The sequence below is a fragment of the Mesorhizobium sp. M1217 genome (assembly GCF_040318275.1).
In the GTDB taxonomy this organism is placed as follows: domain Bacteria; phylum Pseudomonadota; class Alphaproteobacteria; order Rhizobiales; family Rhizobiaceae; genus Mesorhizobium.
The window spans coordinates 113,382-125,541 of the sequence record NZ_JAMYMA010000011.1; the positions used below are offsets into that span (position 1 = coordinate 113,382).

The 12,160-nt window shown below is 63.3% G+C and carries 13 protein-coding genes and 2 tRNA genes; 10 read left to right on the plus strand and 5 right to left on the minus strand.

Translation table 11 applies throughout. From position 1 onward, the window contains the following. Window positions 1–13 precede the first annotated feature (13 nt). The 9 genes from NKH37_RS19770 (at window position 14) to NKH37_RS19810 (ending at window position 8,270) form a co-directional block, all read left to right on the plus strand. Complete coding sequence (locus NKH37_RS19770; RefSeq protein WP_353005562.1) at window positions 14–1,042, plus strand: ABC transporter substrate-binding protein; 1,029 nt, start codon at window positions 14–16, stop codon at window positions 1,040–1,042. Then, window positions 1,042–1,815 (plus strand): ABC transporter ATP-binding protein, encoded by a 774-nt coding sequence (locus NKH37_RS19775; RefSeq protein ID WP_352481188.1) that lies wholly within the window; start codon window positions 1,042–1,044, stop codon window positions 1,813–1,815. The genes NKH37_RS19770 and NKH37_RS19775 overlap by 1 nt, the downstream gene beginning before the upstream one ends. Beyond that, a complete protein-coding gene (locus tag NKH37_RS19780) occupies window positions 1,812–2,567 on the plus strand; it encodes an ABC transporter permease (protein WP_023717344.1) in 756 nt (251 codons plus the stop codon). The genes NKH37_RS19775 and NKH37_RS19780 overlap by 4 nt, the downstream gene beginning before the upstream one ends. A gap of 111 nt (window positions 2,568–2,678) precedes the next feature. Continuing rightward, window positions 2,679–3,845 (plus strand): ROK family transcriptional regulator, encoded by a 1,167-nt coding sequence (locus NKH37_RS19785; RefSeq protein WP_352495338.1) that lies wholly within the window; start codon window positions 2,679–2,681, stop codon window positions 3,843–3,845. Beyond that, a complete protein-coding gene (locus NKH37_RS19790; protein WP_352857132.1) occupies window positions 3,842–4,606 on the plus strand; it encodes an ATP-binding cassette domain-containing protein in 765 nt (254 codons plus the stop codon). Before NKH37_RS19785 ends, NKH37_RS19790 begins: the two co-directional genes overlap by 4 nt. Window positions 4,607–4,645: 39 nt before the next feature. After that, entirely contained in the window at window positions 4,646–5,686 is a 1,041-nt protein-coding gene (locus tag NKH37_RS19795) for a sugar ABC transporter substrate-binding protein (protein WP_352571438.1), read from the plus strand. Window positions 5,687–5,848: 162 nt separating this feature from the next. After that, entirely contained in the window at window positions 5,849–6,844 is a 996-nt protein-coding gene (locus NKH37_RS19800) for an ABC transporter permease (RefSeq protein WP_353005499.1), read from the plus strand. Further along, window positions 6,841–7,626 carry an SDR family oxidoreductase gene (locus NKH37_RS19805; protein WP_353005500.1) on the plus strand — a complete coding sequence of 262 codons (786 nt, stop codon included), beginning with the start codon at window positions 6,841–6,843 and terminating at the stop codon, window positions 7,624–7,626. Before NKH37_RS19800 ends, NKH37_RS19805 begins: the two co-directional genes overlap by 4 nt. Next, entirely contained in the window at window positions 7,623–8,270 is a 648-nt protein-coding gene (locus NKH37_RS19810; protein ID WP_353005501.1) for a GNAT family N-acetyltransferase, read from the plus strand. Before NKH37_RS19805 ends, NKH37_RS19810 begins: the two co-directional genes overlap by 4 nt. Window positions 8,271–8,355: 85 nt before the next feature. Here NKH37_RS19810 and NKH37_RS19815 read toward each other — a convergent pair whose 3' ends face one another. Both NKH37_RS19815 and NKH37_RS19820 read right to left on the minus strand, forming a co-directional pair. Continuing rightward, window positions 8,356–8,679 carry a hypothetical protein gene (locus NKH37_RS19815; protein ID WP_353005502.1) on the minus strand — a complete coding sequence of 108 codons (324 nt, stop codon included), beginning with the start codon at window positions 8,677–8,679 and terminating at the stop codon, window positions 8,356–8,358. A 300-nt stretch (window positions 8,680–8,979) separates the two neighbouring features. Then, window positions 8,980–9,055, minus strand: a tRNA-Val gene (locus NKH37_RS19820). Between the two features lie 217 nt (window positions 9,056–9,272). On the opposite strand from NKH37_RS19820, the gene NKH37_RS19825 reads away from it, so the two are divergent. Continuing rightward, a tRNA-Asp gene (locus NKH37_RS19825) sits at window positions 9,273–9,349 on the plus strand. Window positions 9,350–9,441: 92 nt separating this feature from the next. Here NKH37_RS19825 and rbsK read toward each other — a convergent pair. From rbsK to NKH37_RS19840, 3 genes are read right to left on the minus strand one after another with little or no spacing between them, the layout of a single operon-like run. Further along, entirely contained in the window at window positions 9,442–10,383 is a 942-nt protein-coding gene (gene rbsK, locus NKH37_RS19830) for a ribokinase (RefSeq protein WP_353005503.1), read from the minus strand. Window positions 10,384–10,387: 4 nt separating this feature from the next. Further along, entirely contained in the window at window positions 10,388–10,840 is a 453-nt protein-coding gene (locus NKH37_RS19835; RefSeq protein WP_352640080.1) for an RbsD/FucU family protein, read from the minus strand. A 31-nt stretch (window positions 10,841–10,871) separates the two neighbouring features. Beyond that, window positions 10,872–11,930, minus strand: coding sequence for an ABC transporter ATP-binding protein (locus tag NKH37_RS19840; protein WP_352640079.1), 1,059 nt, complete (start codon window positions 11,928–11,930; stop codon window positions 10,872–10,874). Window positions 11,931–12,160 lie beyond the last annotated feature (230 nt).

Consider the following 12,160-nt stretch of genomic DNA (forward strand, 5'->3'; position numbering starts at 1 on the left):
CAGAGACTACGACATGAACCGCCGCAGCTTCGTGAAAGCCGGCTTCGCCGCCGTCGCGGCAGCTTCGGCCGGAATGCAGCTCGTGCTGACGCCGGGCGCCAAGGCTGCCGGAAAGGTCGTCATCCAGTATGATTGGCTGATGTCCAACGGACAGATCGGCGACATCGCCGCGGTCGCCACCGGCTATTTCAAGGACGCGGGCCTCGAGGTGGAATTCAGCCCGGGCGGTCCCAATGCGGCAACGGTGCCGCCGGTGATTTCGGGGGCAGCACAACTCGGCCAGTTTTCCGAGACGCCGCAGCTCTATGCGGCGCGCGCCAGCGGCGTGCCGGTGAAGATCATCGCCTGTGGCTTCCGCACCGGTCCCTATGCCTTCACCTCGAAGCCTGCCAAGCCGATCCGCGGCGTGGCCGACCTCAAGGGCAAAAAGATCGGCATCCAGCCGACGGCGCGCTTCGTCATCGATGAGATCCTGGCCAAGAACGGCATTGATCCGTCCGAGGTCACCGTCGTCAATGTCGGCTTCGACAAGGCGCCGCTGGTGCGCGGCGACGTCGACGCGATTGGCGGATGGATCACCAACACCCAGGCGCTGAGCGTCGTCGGCGACGACAGGATCGATCTTCTGGTGCGCGACCTCGGGCTGAACTCCTATGCCGACGTCTATTTCGCTACCGACACAGCGATCGAACAGGATGCGGAAACGCTGGCGAAATTCATCGGCGCCGTCGCCAAGGGCTGGGGCTGGGTGCACGCCAATCCGCAGGAAGCAGTCAAGAAGATGGTCGAAGCCTATCCAGAAATGGACCTTGGCTGGGAGCAGAAGACGATCAATCTGGTGCTGAAACTCTCCTTTGACGGTGCAACCGCCAAGGACGGATGGGGAACCTTCGATCCCGCCTCGATCGAGGAGCAGCTGGCGCTGCTGGACAAGGTCGGCCAATACCCGAACGGCCGGCCCGCGGCAGCCGATGTCTACACCACCAAGATACTCGAATTGTCGGCCGCCGACCGACCCAAGCTCGACGCGCCCGCCGCTTGATGGCGAAGGCGATCGAGGCCCGCAGGCTGGATGTCGGCTATAGCGGCCGGCAGCCGGTGGTGAAAGTGCTCTCCGGTCTCGACCTGTCGGTCGAGGCCGGCTCCTTCCTGTCGATCCTTGGACCTTCGGGATGCGGCAAGTCGACGTTCCTCAGGGTGGTGGCCGACTTGCTCGATCCGCTCGGCGGCTCGATCACCGTGCTTGGCGACACACCGCATGCTGTCCGTTCGCGGCGCGATGTCGGTTTCGTCTTCCAGGACTCGACCCTGCTGCCCTGGCGCACCGTGCGCGACAACGTCCGCCTGCCGCTCGATGTCGGACAAGGCCGGCTTACCCGGACAATAGACGATCGAACCGACGAGCTGCTTGATCTGATGGGGCTTGCCGGGTTCGGTGAGCGTCTGCCGCACCAATTGTCCGGCGGCCAGCGCCAGCGCGTGGCGATCGCCCGGTCACTGCTCGGGCAACCCAGGCTGCTTTTGATGGACGAGCCCTTCGGTGCGCTGGACGAGATCACCCGCGACCGCCTCAACGACGAGCTTTTGTCGTTGTGGCGGCGCACCGGCGCGACCATCCTTTTCGTTACCCATTCGATCGCCGAAGCCGCCTATCTCGGAGAACGGGTCATCGTTCTCGCCGCCAATCCGGGCCGCCTGGCCAGAGACCTCGACATGCGGCCGTTCAAGCAGGCAGGCAACCGCTGTTCGCGCGAGGATCCGGCGATCGTTGCCGCGATGGCCGAACTGCGCGGCGCGCTGGAACAGGCCTCATGAGGCAGGCGCCCTTGCCATCGGCGCTGGCCGTCGCCCTGCCCGTTTTTGGCGCGGCCTCGATCCTGCTCGCCTGGCAGTTCCTGCTGCCATGGCTCGGCGTGCCGGCCTATATCGTACCGACGCCGACGGCCATATCAGGCGTGTTCCGGAAGAGTCTTGCTTTGCTACTCAGCAATCTCTGGCCGACGCTGATCGAGGCGCTGGCGGGATTTGTCATCGGCAATTTTGCCGGTGTGCTGCTGGCGGTGCTGTTCGTGCACAGCCGCATTCTGCAGGCCGCCTATTTTCCGATCGTGCTGTTCTTCAACACCATCCCCATCCTGGCGCTGTCGCCGATCATCATCCTGATCTTCGGGCTCGGCATGACGCCGAAGATCGTGATCGCGGCGGTGATCTGCTTCTTCCCGACGCTGGTCAACATGATTCGCGGGCTGGACTCGGCCAGCGACAACGAGCACGAACTGTTCCGGGTGCTATCGGCTACGCGCTGGGAGATCTTCTGGAGCCTGCGCCTGCCAAGAGCATTGCCGATGCTGTTCTCCTCGCTGAGAATCGCTTCGGCCACGGCCGTGATCGGCGCCATTGTCGGCGAGTGGATCGGGTCGGATAAGGGCCTCGGCGCGCTCATCATCCAGGCGACCTTCAACTATCAGTCGGACCGGCTCTATGCGGCGATCGTGCTGTCGTCGTCCTTGTCGATCGCGATGTTCGCAATCGTGGTTCTGCTGGAGCGCCGTGCCATCCGCTATTGACCATTCCGTCGAGCGGCCATCCGCCAGGCGCGGGCTGTAAATTTATTTTTGAATTCCATTTGACTGAATAAATCTTCAGTGACAGTCTGGCCTCTCTCGAGGGCGCAAGGCATGGCACTGCGGGGAACCAATCAGGAGTTCGGGCGGCCGTATAATCGGCGCATCGTGCTCGAATCTATCCGCCTTCACGGGCCGATCGCCCGCGGCGACATTGCCAGGCGGGTCGGGCTCACCGTGCAGACGGTGTCGACCATCGTTCGCGAGCTGGAAGAGCACGGTTACGTGCTGTCGCTGCGCGAAGAGCCCAAGGGGCGCGGCCTGCCCCCGGCAACGCTGCGGATCAATCCGGAAGGCGGCTATGCCGTCGGCATTCACGTCACCCCGCTGGGCATCAATGCCGCGCTGATCAACCTCAGCGGCGATGTCATCGAGAGCAGCTACCGCGAGGCCCCAAATGCAACGCCCGACCACGCCTTCGAGCTGATCGGCGCCATGGTACTCGAATTGACAGCACTGCGGCCCGGTGGCCGCGTCCTCGGCATCGGCATGGCGTTGCCCGGGCCGTTTGGCGTGGAGTCCATGAGCTTTGTCGGTCCGACCACCATGACCGGCTGGAAGGATGTGGCGCTGCGCGAGCGGCTGGCCGCCTCGACCGGGCTGCCGGCCTTTTTCGAAACCGACATGGCGGCGGCTGCCATCGGCGAGCGCCTCTATGGCCTCGGCACGGCCTATTCCGAATATTACTATCTCTATTTCGGTGTCGGCCTCGGCGGCGTCATGGTGCATGACGGAGCCGCATTGCGCGGCGCCTGGGGCAATGCCGGCGAAATCGGCCACATTCCCGTGGTGCCGGGCGGCGAGCCCTGCCCGTGCGGCAATCGCGGCTGCCTCGAACGGTATCTTTCGCTCGAGGCGCTGCGGCGCCGCAACGTCGCCGACGCCGACTGGGTGAGCGAGATCGCGCCGATCTTCCGCAACGCCATCACCATCATCGAAAACCTGTTCGACCCCGAAACCATCATCCTTGGCGGGCTGGCGTCCACCGACCTGCTCGAAAGACTGGCCGGCGCAGCTGCGCACCTGCCCAACTCGGTCTCGGCGCGAAGCGACCGCACGACGCCCCGCGTCAGCGTCGCGCGCGGCGGCCAGCATGCGGTGTTGCGCGGCGCCGCAGCGCTTGCCGTCTCAGGGGTGCTTTCGCCACGCTTCGGCCAGATCTTCACCGCCGAACGCGAACGCGGGCGGGATCTCTTGCATAACAAGGGGATCGCGGCATGAGCGAACCGCTGCTGGTGCTCGATAACGTTGCCAAGAATTACGGTGCCATCGAAGCACTGAAAGGCATCAGCTTTTCTATCGGCAAGGGCGAAGTGGTGGCGCTGCTCGGCGACAACGGCGCCGGCAAATCGACGCTGGTCAAGATCATTGCCGGCGGGCTCGAGCCGACCTCCGGCCGCATGCTGTTCGAAGGCAAGGAATTCCTCGCCAAATCCCCCGCCGAGGCCAAGGCCGCGGGGATCGAGACCGTCTACCAGGACCTGTCGCTTTGCACCAATGTCGACGTGGTCGCCAATTTCTTCATGGGCCGCGAGATCACCAGGAAGGTTCTCGGCATTCCGGTGCTCGACGAGCGCGCCATGGAGCAGGTGGTGCAAAAGGCGTTGGCCAGCGCCGGCACCCGCATTCCCTCGCTTCGCACCAATGTCGAGCACCTCTCCGGCGGTCAGCGGCAGGCCATCGAGCTCAACCGATTCGTGCATTTTGGCGGCAAGTTGGTGCTTCTCGACGAGCCGTTCGCAGCGCTCGGCGTCGAGCAGACGCGGCGCGGCCTCGACATGATCCGCCAGGTGGCGAGCCAGGGTATCGGCGTCGTCATCATCACCCATATCATGCAACAGGCCTTCCAGGTCGCCGACCGGATCGTGGTGATCCGGCAAGGCGTCGTGGCTGGCGATGTCGCACGCAGCAAAACAAGTCCCGACGCGGTGATCAACATGATCACCGGAGAGACGCTTGCCGGTGCCGGACCGGCGAGCTGAGGGACAAATGAGGGGTCCGGCGCAAGAGGAGCGAACGACATGAAGAAAATACTTCTTTCCGTCTTCGGTATCCTGGCACTGGCCTTTGCCACGCTCACGCCGGCATTCGCTCAGTCCAAGGGCACCGTCTACTACATGGTGCCGACACTGCTCGATGAGTTCCAGACCGGCTCGGTGAGCGCGCTGGAATTGTTCCTGAAGCAGGTCGGCTACGAGATGAAGACGCTGAACGCCGACAACAAGACCGACGCTCAGCAATCGCAGATGAACGACGTCATCGCGCTGAAGCCGTCGGCGATCATCCTTGCCGCCGTCGATTTCAATGCGTTGAAACCGTCGATCGAGGCCGCCCGTGCCGCCGGCATCCCGGTCGTCGAGTTCGACCGCCAGATCACCTCGACGCCTTCCGACTTCACCTCGGTGGCCGGAACCGTCGAGATCGGCTACGTCGCCGCCGATCAGGCGCAAAAACTCCTGACCGCGAAGAACGGCTCGGTGAAAGGCAAGATCCTGCAGGTGCTCGGCGATCCGGGCGACCCCTACACGCTCGACATCCAGAAGGGTTTCGAGGAGAAGATGAAGGCGTTCCCGGACGTCAAGATCATCTCGCTGCCGGCCATGCAATGGGCGGCGGATGCAGCCGGGACCATCGTCAACGACCAGCTGCTCGCCAACCCCGACATCGATCTGATCTTCAGCCACGCCGCGCATCTTTCGGTCGCTGCCGTCGCCTCGCTCGAGGCCGCCGGCAAGAAACCGGGCGACGTCATGCTGATGAGTTCGAACGGTGCTCCGGTCGGCCTCGACCTGATCCGCAAGGGCTGGCTTAATGTCGAAGTCGAGCAGCCGCTCTACGCCCAGGCCGCGGCGGTCGCCATGTTCATGGACAAGGTGGTCAACAAGCAGGAGATCAAGCCCGGCGAATATGATGTGCTTGGCCTGAAATCGACCCTGACCAAGGAAGCGTGGGGGCCGAACATCAAGATCCCCGGCGCTGCGATCACCAAGGAAAATGTCGATAACCCGGCCTTCTGGGGCAACATGAAGCCGCCGACCGAAACCATAAAGCCGGTCGAATAGCGAACTCGCCAGAAGCTCCGGGCCACGCAGGCCCGGAGCCCAGCCCTGCAGCCCGGTGCGTTCAAACGGACGCCCACGGGAACGTTGCAGCAATTTTCAACCGCGCCTGATCTTTCCGACGACCGAGTGGTTCTTCGGGTCATGCGCCAACCGGATCCGCAGATGAACCCCCGCACGCGCCAAACCCTCGAGTTCGTCCTCGACAATCTTGTCTGGTTCATGCTGGTCTTCGTGCTGGTGGTCTTTTCCATCCTCATCCCGAACTATTTTCAGCTCGGCATCTTCGCCAACATCATCGAGGCCTCGAGCGTGCTCGGCGTCATGTCGATCGGCCTGGCGCTGGTCATCATCGCCGGCCATATGGACCTATCGGTCGAGTCGGTGGCGGCGCTCAGCGCCATGGCGGTCGGCATCCTGTTCTGCTCGTCGGGCATCGGCCTTGGCATCCAGTTGCAGCCGCAATGGCTGATGGTTCCGGTTTCGCTGCTCATCGCGCTTGCCGTCGGCGGCCTCATCGGCGCCTTCAACGGCTATCTGGTGGTCAGGGTGAAGATGAGCGCCTTCATCATCACGCTGGCCTCCTACATCTGGGTGCGCGGCCTGGTGCTGGTCATCTCCGGTGGCCGCTCGGCACAAGACCTTGCGCCGGCAATCCGCTGGTTCGGCATCCAGCGCCTGGGCGGCCTGCCGCTGACTGCCTGGATCGCCATTGCGTGCTTCGTGGTGTTCTCGCTGATCATGGCCAAGACGCCCTTCGGCAGGCACCTGGTCATGATCGGCGGCAACGAGACGGCGACGTTCCGCGCCGGCATCCGCGTCAACCGCAACCTGGTCATAGCCTTCGTTCTGGCCGGCGCCATCGCCGGCCTTGCCGGCTGGCTGCTGGCAATCCGCACCTCCGGCGCCACCGCCAATCTCGGCGTCGGCCTGTTGTTCAACGCCTTCGCCGCGGTCGTCATCGGCGGCGTCAGCCTGAAAGGCGGCGTCGGCACCTTGCCCGGCGTCTATGCCGGCGTGCTGCTGCTCTCGGCCATCAATACGGCGATTAATTTGATGGGCCTGCCGGCCAACTTCACCCAGGTGATCCACGGCCTGCTCGTCCTCGCCGCCGTGCTGCTCGACGCCTTCAAGCAAACCATCCGCCAGAGGCTCGCATGACCGGCCGACCGCAAACCGGTAGACTTTTCGGTAAGGTGGCGCTGATCATCGGTGCGGCCCGCGGCATCGGCAAGGCGATCGCACAACGCTTTGCCGAAGAGGGCGCGACGCTTGTCCTGGCCGATACCGAGGTTGAGGCCGGGCAAGCGACTGCGGACGAGCTCGGCGCCGCCTTCATTCGCACCGACATCTCGCAGATGGCCGATGCGCAAGCCGCCGTGGCGCTGGCGCTGGAGCGTCATGGCCGGCTCGACATCATGGTCCAGAATGCCGGCATCTATCCCTGGCAATTGCTGGAAAACACCAGTCCCGACGATTGGGACCGGGTCATGGCGGTGAATTTGCGCGGCAGCTTTGTCGCCGCACGCGCGGCGCTGGTGCCGATGAGGGCACAGCACTTTGGCCGCATGCTGTTCACCTCCTCGATCACCGGCCCGCATGTCACCAGTCCCGGCCACGGCCATTATTCGGCGACCAAGGCCGGCATCAACGGGCTGATCCGTTCGGCTGCGCTCGAATTCTCCGGCTACGGCATCACCGTCAACGGCGTCGAGCCCGGCAACATCCTCACCGAAGGCATAGAGCGGCATCGCGGTGCGGCCTTCATCAAGAACATGGAAGACGCCATCCCGCTCGGCCGCCTCGGCAGCCCGCGCGACGTGGCCAACGCCTTCCTGTTCCTGGCCTCGGATGACGCCAGCTACATCACCGGCACGACCATCATCGTCGACGGCGGGCAGCTTTTGCCCGAGGGCAAGGATTTCCGGCTGCTGCCACCATGATCGTCGATTTCGGCGGCGGTTTCTTCCTGCGCCGGGCGACCGCCGCCGATCGTGCAGCGCTTGCCGCAATCTGTCTCAAGACCGGCGACTCCGGCAAGGACGCCAGCGGCCGCGAGGACGATCCGGAACTGCTCGGTATCCTCTACACCGTTCCTTACCAGGTGCTCGAACCCGAACTGGCCTTCATAGTCGACAGCCCCTCAGGCGCCGCCGGCTATCTGCTTGGCGCAGCCGACACAGCTGCTTTCAATGCCAGCCTGGCATCGAACTGGTATCCCGACCTGCAGCGGCGCGTGACCGACCCCGGACCCGACAGCTCACGCTGGCGCGGCAGCGACTGGGCGCGGCACCGGATCCATCATCCCGATTTCGCTGTTCCGTCTGCAGTGGCCGCCTATCCGTCGCACGGCCACATCGACCTGTTGCCGCAAGCGCGCGGGAAAGGCATCGGCAGGCGCGCGATGGAATTTCTCGAGCAGTTCCTTGCCGCGAGCGGCTCAACCGGCATTCACCTCGAGGTCATGCCGCAGAATGATGATGCGCTAAGGTTCTACAAGGCGATCGGGTTTGAGGTGGTGCAGGTGCCGAAGCGTTGTGTTTATGTGGCGAAACGGCTTGCTCAGGCTCCGGCGATTGCAGGCTGAGCTGCGGCAAGCAATCGCTCAAGTTGCATAGAACCGGGAGGTTTCAACACAGTGCGGGCTAGTTCCAGTCTTGGCGGAGTGCCTACTAGTTCGGTGTGGGCGGCAGAGGAACATGCGCAACCGTTTCCCCCGCCACAATCGAGAACACATAGAGCAGATAGATAGCTAATACCAATAGCGCGAGGAATGAGCCATTGGCAAAAATTCCTGCAACAGTGGTGCTGCGATAAGGCTCAACTTTTTCTTTCTTAATGTCTTCTTCGCTACGCGTTGTCTTCACAACCCATTCGCCTGGAAGCCGGTTTTTTTCAGCTTCCTTCGATATCTTATCCGCGAGATCTCCTGCGATCACGGCATCATCCGGAAGATGACTCGTAAGCCATCCAGGAATATTTTCGCTCCCGCCCATGCCCATGTGCAAGTAAGATTCAGCTTTCTTTTGTGCTCCGTTAAGTTACTGCATGTTTTAGCTTTCGGCAATCGTTTGCCTTATGGCGAAACAGCAGATCAGACTTAAGCCCCTACGGAAAGGCGTTTTTGATCAGACCAAAGTCCTAGTGGCGTGGCGGTCACATGTGTCTCACCTGGGCCGCGAAGCATTTGCGGGCGGAAATACGGCACAACAGCGAAGCCGTTGGTTGCGATCAGAGGTTGCGCCGGGCGGGTCAGCTTGGGCGGTGTAGCCCCTGATTGAACACATTGAGGAAAATGGTGGGCGATGACGGGCTCGAACCGCCGACATCTTCGGTGTAAACGAAGCGCTCTACCAACTGAGCTAATCGCCCGCTCCGGGCCGGACCTTTAAGCAGTTAGGACCGGCTTCGCAAGGCCAAATGAGCGGCCAGCGGCCTGGCCGGGAGCCGGTTTCGGCGACAAAGTTCCGCTTGTCAAAAAACCTTCTGCTGTTTGCTGTTATGCTGTCCGGGTCCGCTTGACACCCGGTGGCTTACCCCTTATCCACCGCCCCAACGACGAACACGGCTGACACGTGCTCGTCCATGCGCGGGTGTAGCTCAGTTGGTTAGAGTGCCGGCCTGTCACGCCGGAGGTCGCGGGTTCGAGCCCCGTCACTCGCGCCATTTCTCCTTCGGGCCACGGCCCTTGGTGTCGGAGAAATGTCGACGTTGATTTGTCAAAAACCGTCTTCGTTCATGATGTAATCCATACGGTCTCACCCCCTCGCCAGCAGCGCCTCGACTTCCTGCAGCGTCGGCATGGACGGCGCGGTGCCCGGGCGCGTCACCGAGATGCCGGCGACGGCGCAGGCGAAGCGCACCGCCTGCACGGGTTCGATCCCTCTCGACAGCGCCGCCGCCAGGCCGCCATTGAAGGCGTCGCCCGCGCCGGTGGTCTCGATGACCGGGCCGGCAGCGAACGCCGCGACATGCTCGGACCGATCGGCCGTGTGCAGCAGCGCACCCTTTTCACCAAGCGTCACGATGACCGCGCCAACGCCCTTCTCCAGCAGGCTGTCGGCGGCACGGCGGGCATCGTCGATCGAGGACACCTTGATGCCGGTCAGTTCCTCGGCCTCGGTTTCGTTCGGCGTGACATAGTCGCACAGCGTATAGATGCGATCCGGAAGCTTTGCCGCCGGCGCCGGGTTGAGGATGGTGGTCACCCCTGCCCCGCGCGCGATCTCCAGCGCCCATAGCGCCGCCTCGATCGGCTGCTCGAGCTGGGTGACGAAGACGCCGGCCGCGCGGATCAGGCCGGCATTGGCCTCGATATCGGCGGGCGAAATCAGCATGGCCGCACCGGGACTGACGATAATGGCGTTGTTGCCGCTCGTCTCCTCGATGAAGATATAGGCGGCGCCGGTGTAGCTTTCCGGCGTGTCGATGACGGCGCTCGTCACGCCGGCCTGCGACCAGGTCTGTCTCGCCATATCGGCAAAGGGATCGACGCCGAGGCGGGTCAGGAAGGTGACATCGGCGCCGAGCCGGCCGGCCGCTACCGCCTGATTCGAGCCCTTGCCGCCGGGGCCGAGCGCGAAGGACGTGCCCAGGATAGTCTCGCCCATGCGCGGCTGGCGGGCGGCGCGGTAGGCCGTGTCGGCGACGAAGACACCCAATATGACAACAGGCTTCATAACGATCGGTCTGCCCGGCATGTCGCTACTCCGCATCCGGCGGCACCACGCCCTTGCGGAATGCGAAGCAGCCATAGAAGCGGCGCTCGCCAGTCTGGATGACGCAATAAGCCTTCTTGGCGCGCTCGTAGAAGGCGTAGCGCTCGACCGAGATCATCGGCCAGGCCTTGCCCTCGGCGGCATCGATCTCTTTTTGCACTTCCTGCTGCACGGCGGGAATCTCGTCCGGCTTGCCGACGATTTCCATGCGCGCGGCGGCATCGTCGACGAAGGTGTCCAGCGGATAAAGCGACAGCACCGCCTTGACGACCTCCGCTGCCGATGCGTCGATGCGCAGCAGCTTGCCAAGCACGGTCTGGCGCGCCACCGAATCGGACGGGAAATTGGTGTCGGCGATAATCAGATCGTCGCCGTGTCCCATCGCCCGCAGCGCCTGCAGCACATCGGCATTGAGCAGGGGATTGAGTCCTTTGAGCATGGTATTCCTCGCGAGGTTTGCTGGGGCGAAATCAGAGCCGCTTGCCGGTCTCTGCGTCGAAGAGATGCACCTGGTCGAGCCGCGGTTTCAGGTGCAGTGTGTCGCCCGGCTTGAACTCGTGGCGTTCACGGAACAGCGCCACCATCTCGCCCTCGCCGAAGCGCAGGAACACGAGAGTCTCGGAACCGGTCGGCTCGACCACCGAAATCTTCGCTGGGACACCATCTGGATGGATTTCGAGATGCTCGGGCCGCACGCCGTAGACGACATTGCGGCCATCTTCCACGGTATTGCTCGATGCGATCGGGAACGGCGTCCCGGCGATCTCGACGACGGGCTTGTCGCCCTTGCGCACGACGCCCTTGAGCAGGTTCATCGAGGGCGAGCCGATGAAGCCGGCGACAAACAGATTGGCCGGCCGGTCGAACAATTCCAGCGGCGCGCCGACCTGTTCGATGCGACCGTCGCGCATCACCACGATCTTGTCGGCCATGGTCATGGCCTCGATCTGGTCGTGGGTGACGTAGATGGTGGTGGTCTTCAGTCGTTGGTGCAGTTCCTTGATCTCGGTGCGCATCTGGACACGCAGCTTGGCATCGAGATTGGAGAGCGGCTCGTCGAACAGGAACACCTGCGGGTTGCGCACGATGGCGCGACCCATGGCGACGCGCTGGCGCTGGCCACCCGAGAGCTGGCGCGGATAGCGCTTGAGGTAGGGGTTGAGGTCGAGGATGTCGGCGGCGCGCTTGACCCGCTCAGTGACCACCGCCGGATCAGTTTTGCGCAGCTTGAGAGCAAAGGCCATGTTCTGCTCGACCGTCTTGTGCGGATAGAGCGCGTAGTTCTGGAACACCATGGCGATGTCGCGCTTGGCCGGCGGCAAATGGTTGACGACGCGCTCGCCGATGGCGATGGTGCCGCCGGAAACCGTTTCCAGCCCGGCCACCATCCTCAGCAGCGTGGACTTGCCGCAGCCGGAAGGCCCGACCAGCACCACGAACTGTCCGTCGGCGATGTCGACGCTGACATCGTGCAGAACCTTGACGGTTCCGAACGCCTTGGCCACATTGCGGATCGCGACTTGAGCCATCATTCCCCCTTCAGTTGCCGTGAAGCTAAACAACGCAAACGGCGAGGGCAAGTCGGTCTCTTATAGATAAAAAACCCATTCACGTTGACACCGCACTTCGTTGTGCGAATAGTGACAGTGCCCGGCCTATGACCCTGTTCCGGGCGCACCGGTACGCTTGTCCGGCACTGAATGCCAAGCGTCGCGGGAGGGAGAATTCGGGCCGCTATTTACGGGAGTCGCTGTCGTTG

Excerpts from the sequence above, each read along its gene's own strand:
- NKH37_RS19770 (WP_353005562.1), top strand. The coding sequence starts at position 14 with ATGAACCGCCGCAGCTTCGTGAAAGCCGGCTTCGCCGCCGTCGCGGCA.
- NKH37_RS19775 (WP_352481188.1), top strand. The coding sequence starts at position 1,042 with ATGGCGAAGGCGATCGAGGCCCGCAGGCTGGATGTCGGCTATAGCGGC.
- NKH37_RS19780 (WP_023717344.1), top strand. The coding sequence starts at position 1,812 with ATGAGGCAGGCGCCCTTGCCATCGGCGCTGGCCGTCGCCCTGCCCGTT.
- NKH37_RS19785 (WP_352495338.1), top strand. The coding sequence starts at position 2,679 with ATGGCACTGCGGGGAACCAATCAGGAGTTCGGGCGGCCGTATAATCGG.
- NKH37_RS19790 (WP_352857132.1), top strand. The coding sequence starts at position 3,842 with ATGAGCGAACCGCTGCTGGTGCTCGATAACGTTGCCAAGAATTACGGT.
- NKH37_RS19795 (WP_352571438.1), top strand. The coding sequence starts at position 4,646 with ATGAAGAAAATACTTCTTTCCGTCTTCGGTATCCTGGCACTGGCCTTT.
- NKH37_RS19800 (WP_353005499.1), top strand. The coding sequence starts at position 5,849 with ATGAACCCCCGCACGCGCCAAACCCTCGAGTTCGTCCTCGACAATCTT.
- NKH37_RS19805 (WP_353005500.1), top strand. The coding sequence starts at position 6,841 with ATGACCGGCCGACCGCAAACCGGTAGACTTTTCGGTAAGGTGGCGCTG.
- NKH37_RS19810 (WP_353005501.1), top strand. The coding sequence starts at position 7,623 with ATGATCGTCGATTTCGGCGGCGGTTTCTTCCTGCGCCGGGCGACCGCC.
- NKH37_RS19815 (WP_353005502.1), bottom strand. The coding sequence starts at position 8,679 with ATGGGCGGGAGCGAAAATATTCCTGGATGGCTTACGAGTCATCTTCCG.
- rbsK (WP_353005503.1), bottom strand. The coding sequence starts at position 10,383 with ATGCCGGGCAGACCGATCGTTATGAAGCCTGTTGTCATATTGGGTGTC.
- NKH37_RS19835 (WP_352640080.1), bottom strand. The coding sequence starts at position 10,840 with ATGCTCAAAGGACTCAATCCCCTGCTCAATGCCGATGTGCTGCAGGCG.
- NKH37_RS19840 (WP_352640079.1), bottom strand. The coding sequence starts at position 11,930 with ATGGCTCAAGTCGCGATCCGCAATGTGGCCAAGGCGTTCGGAACCGTC.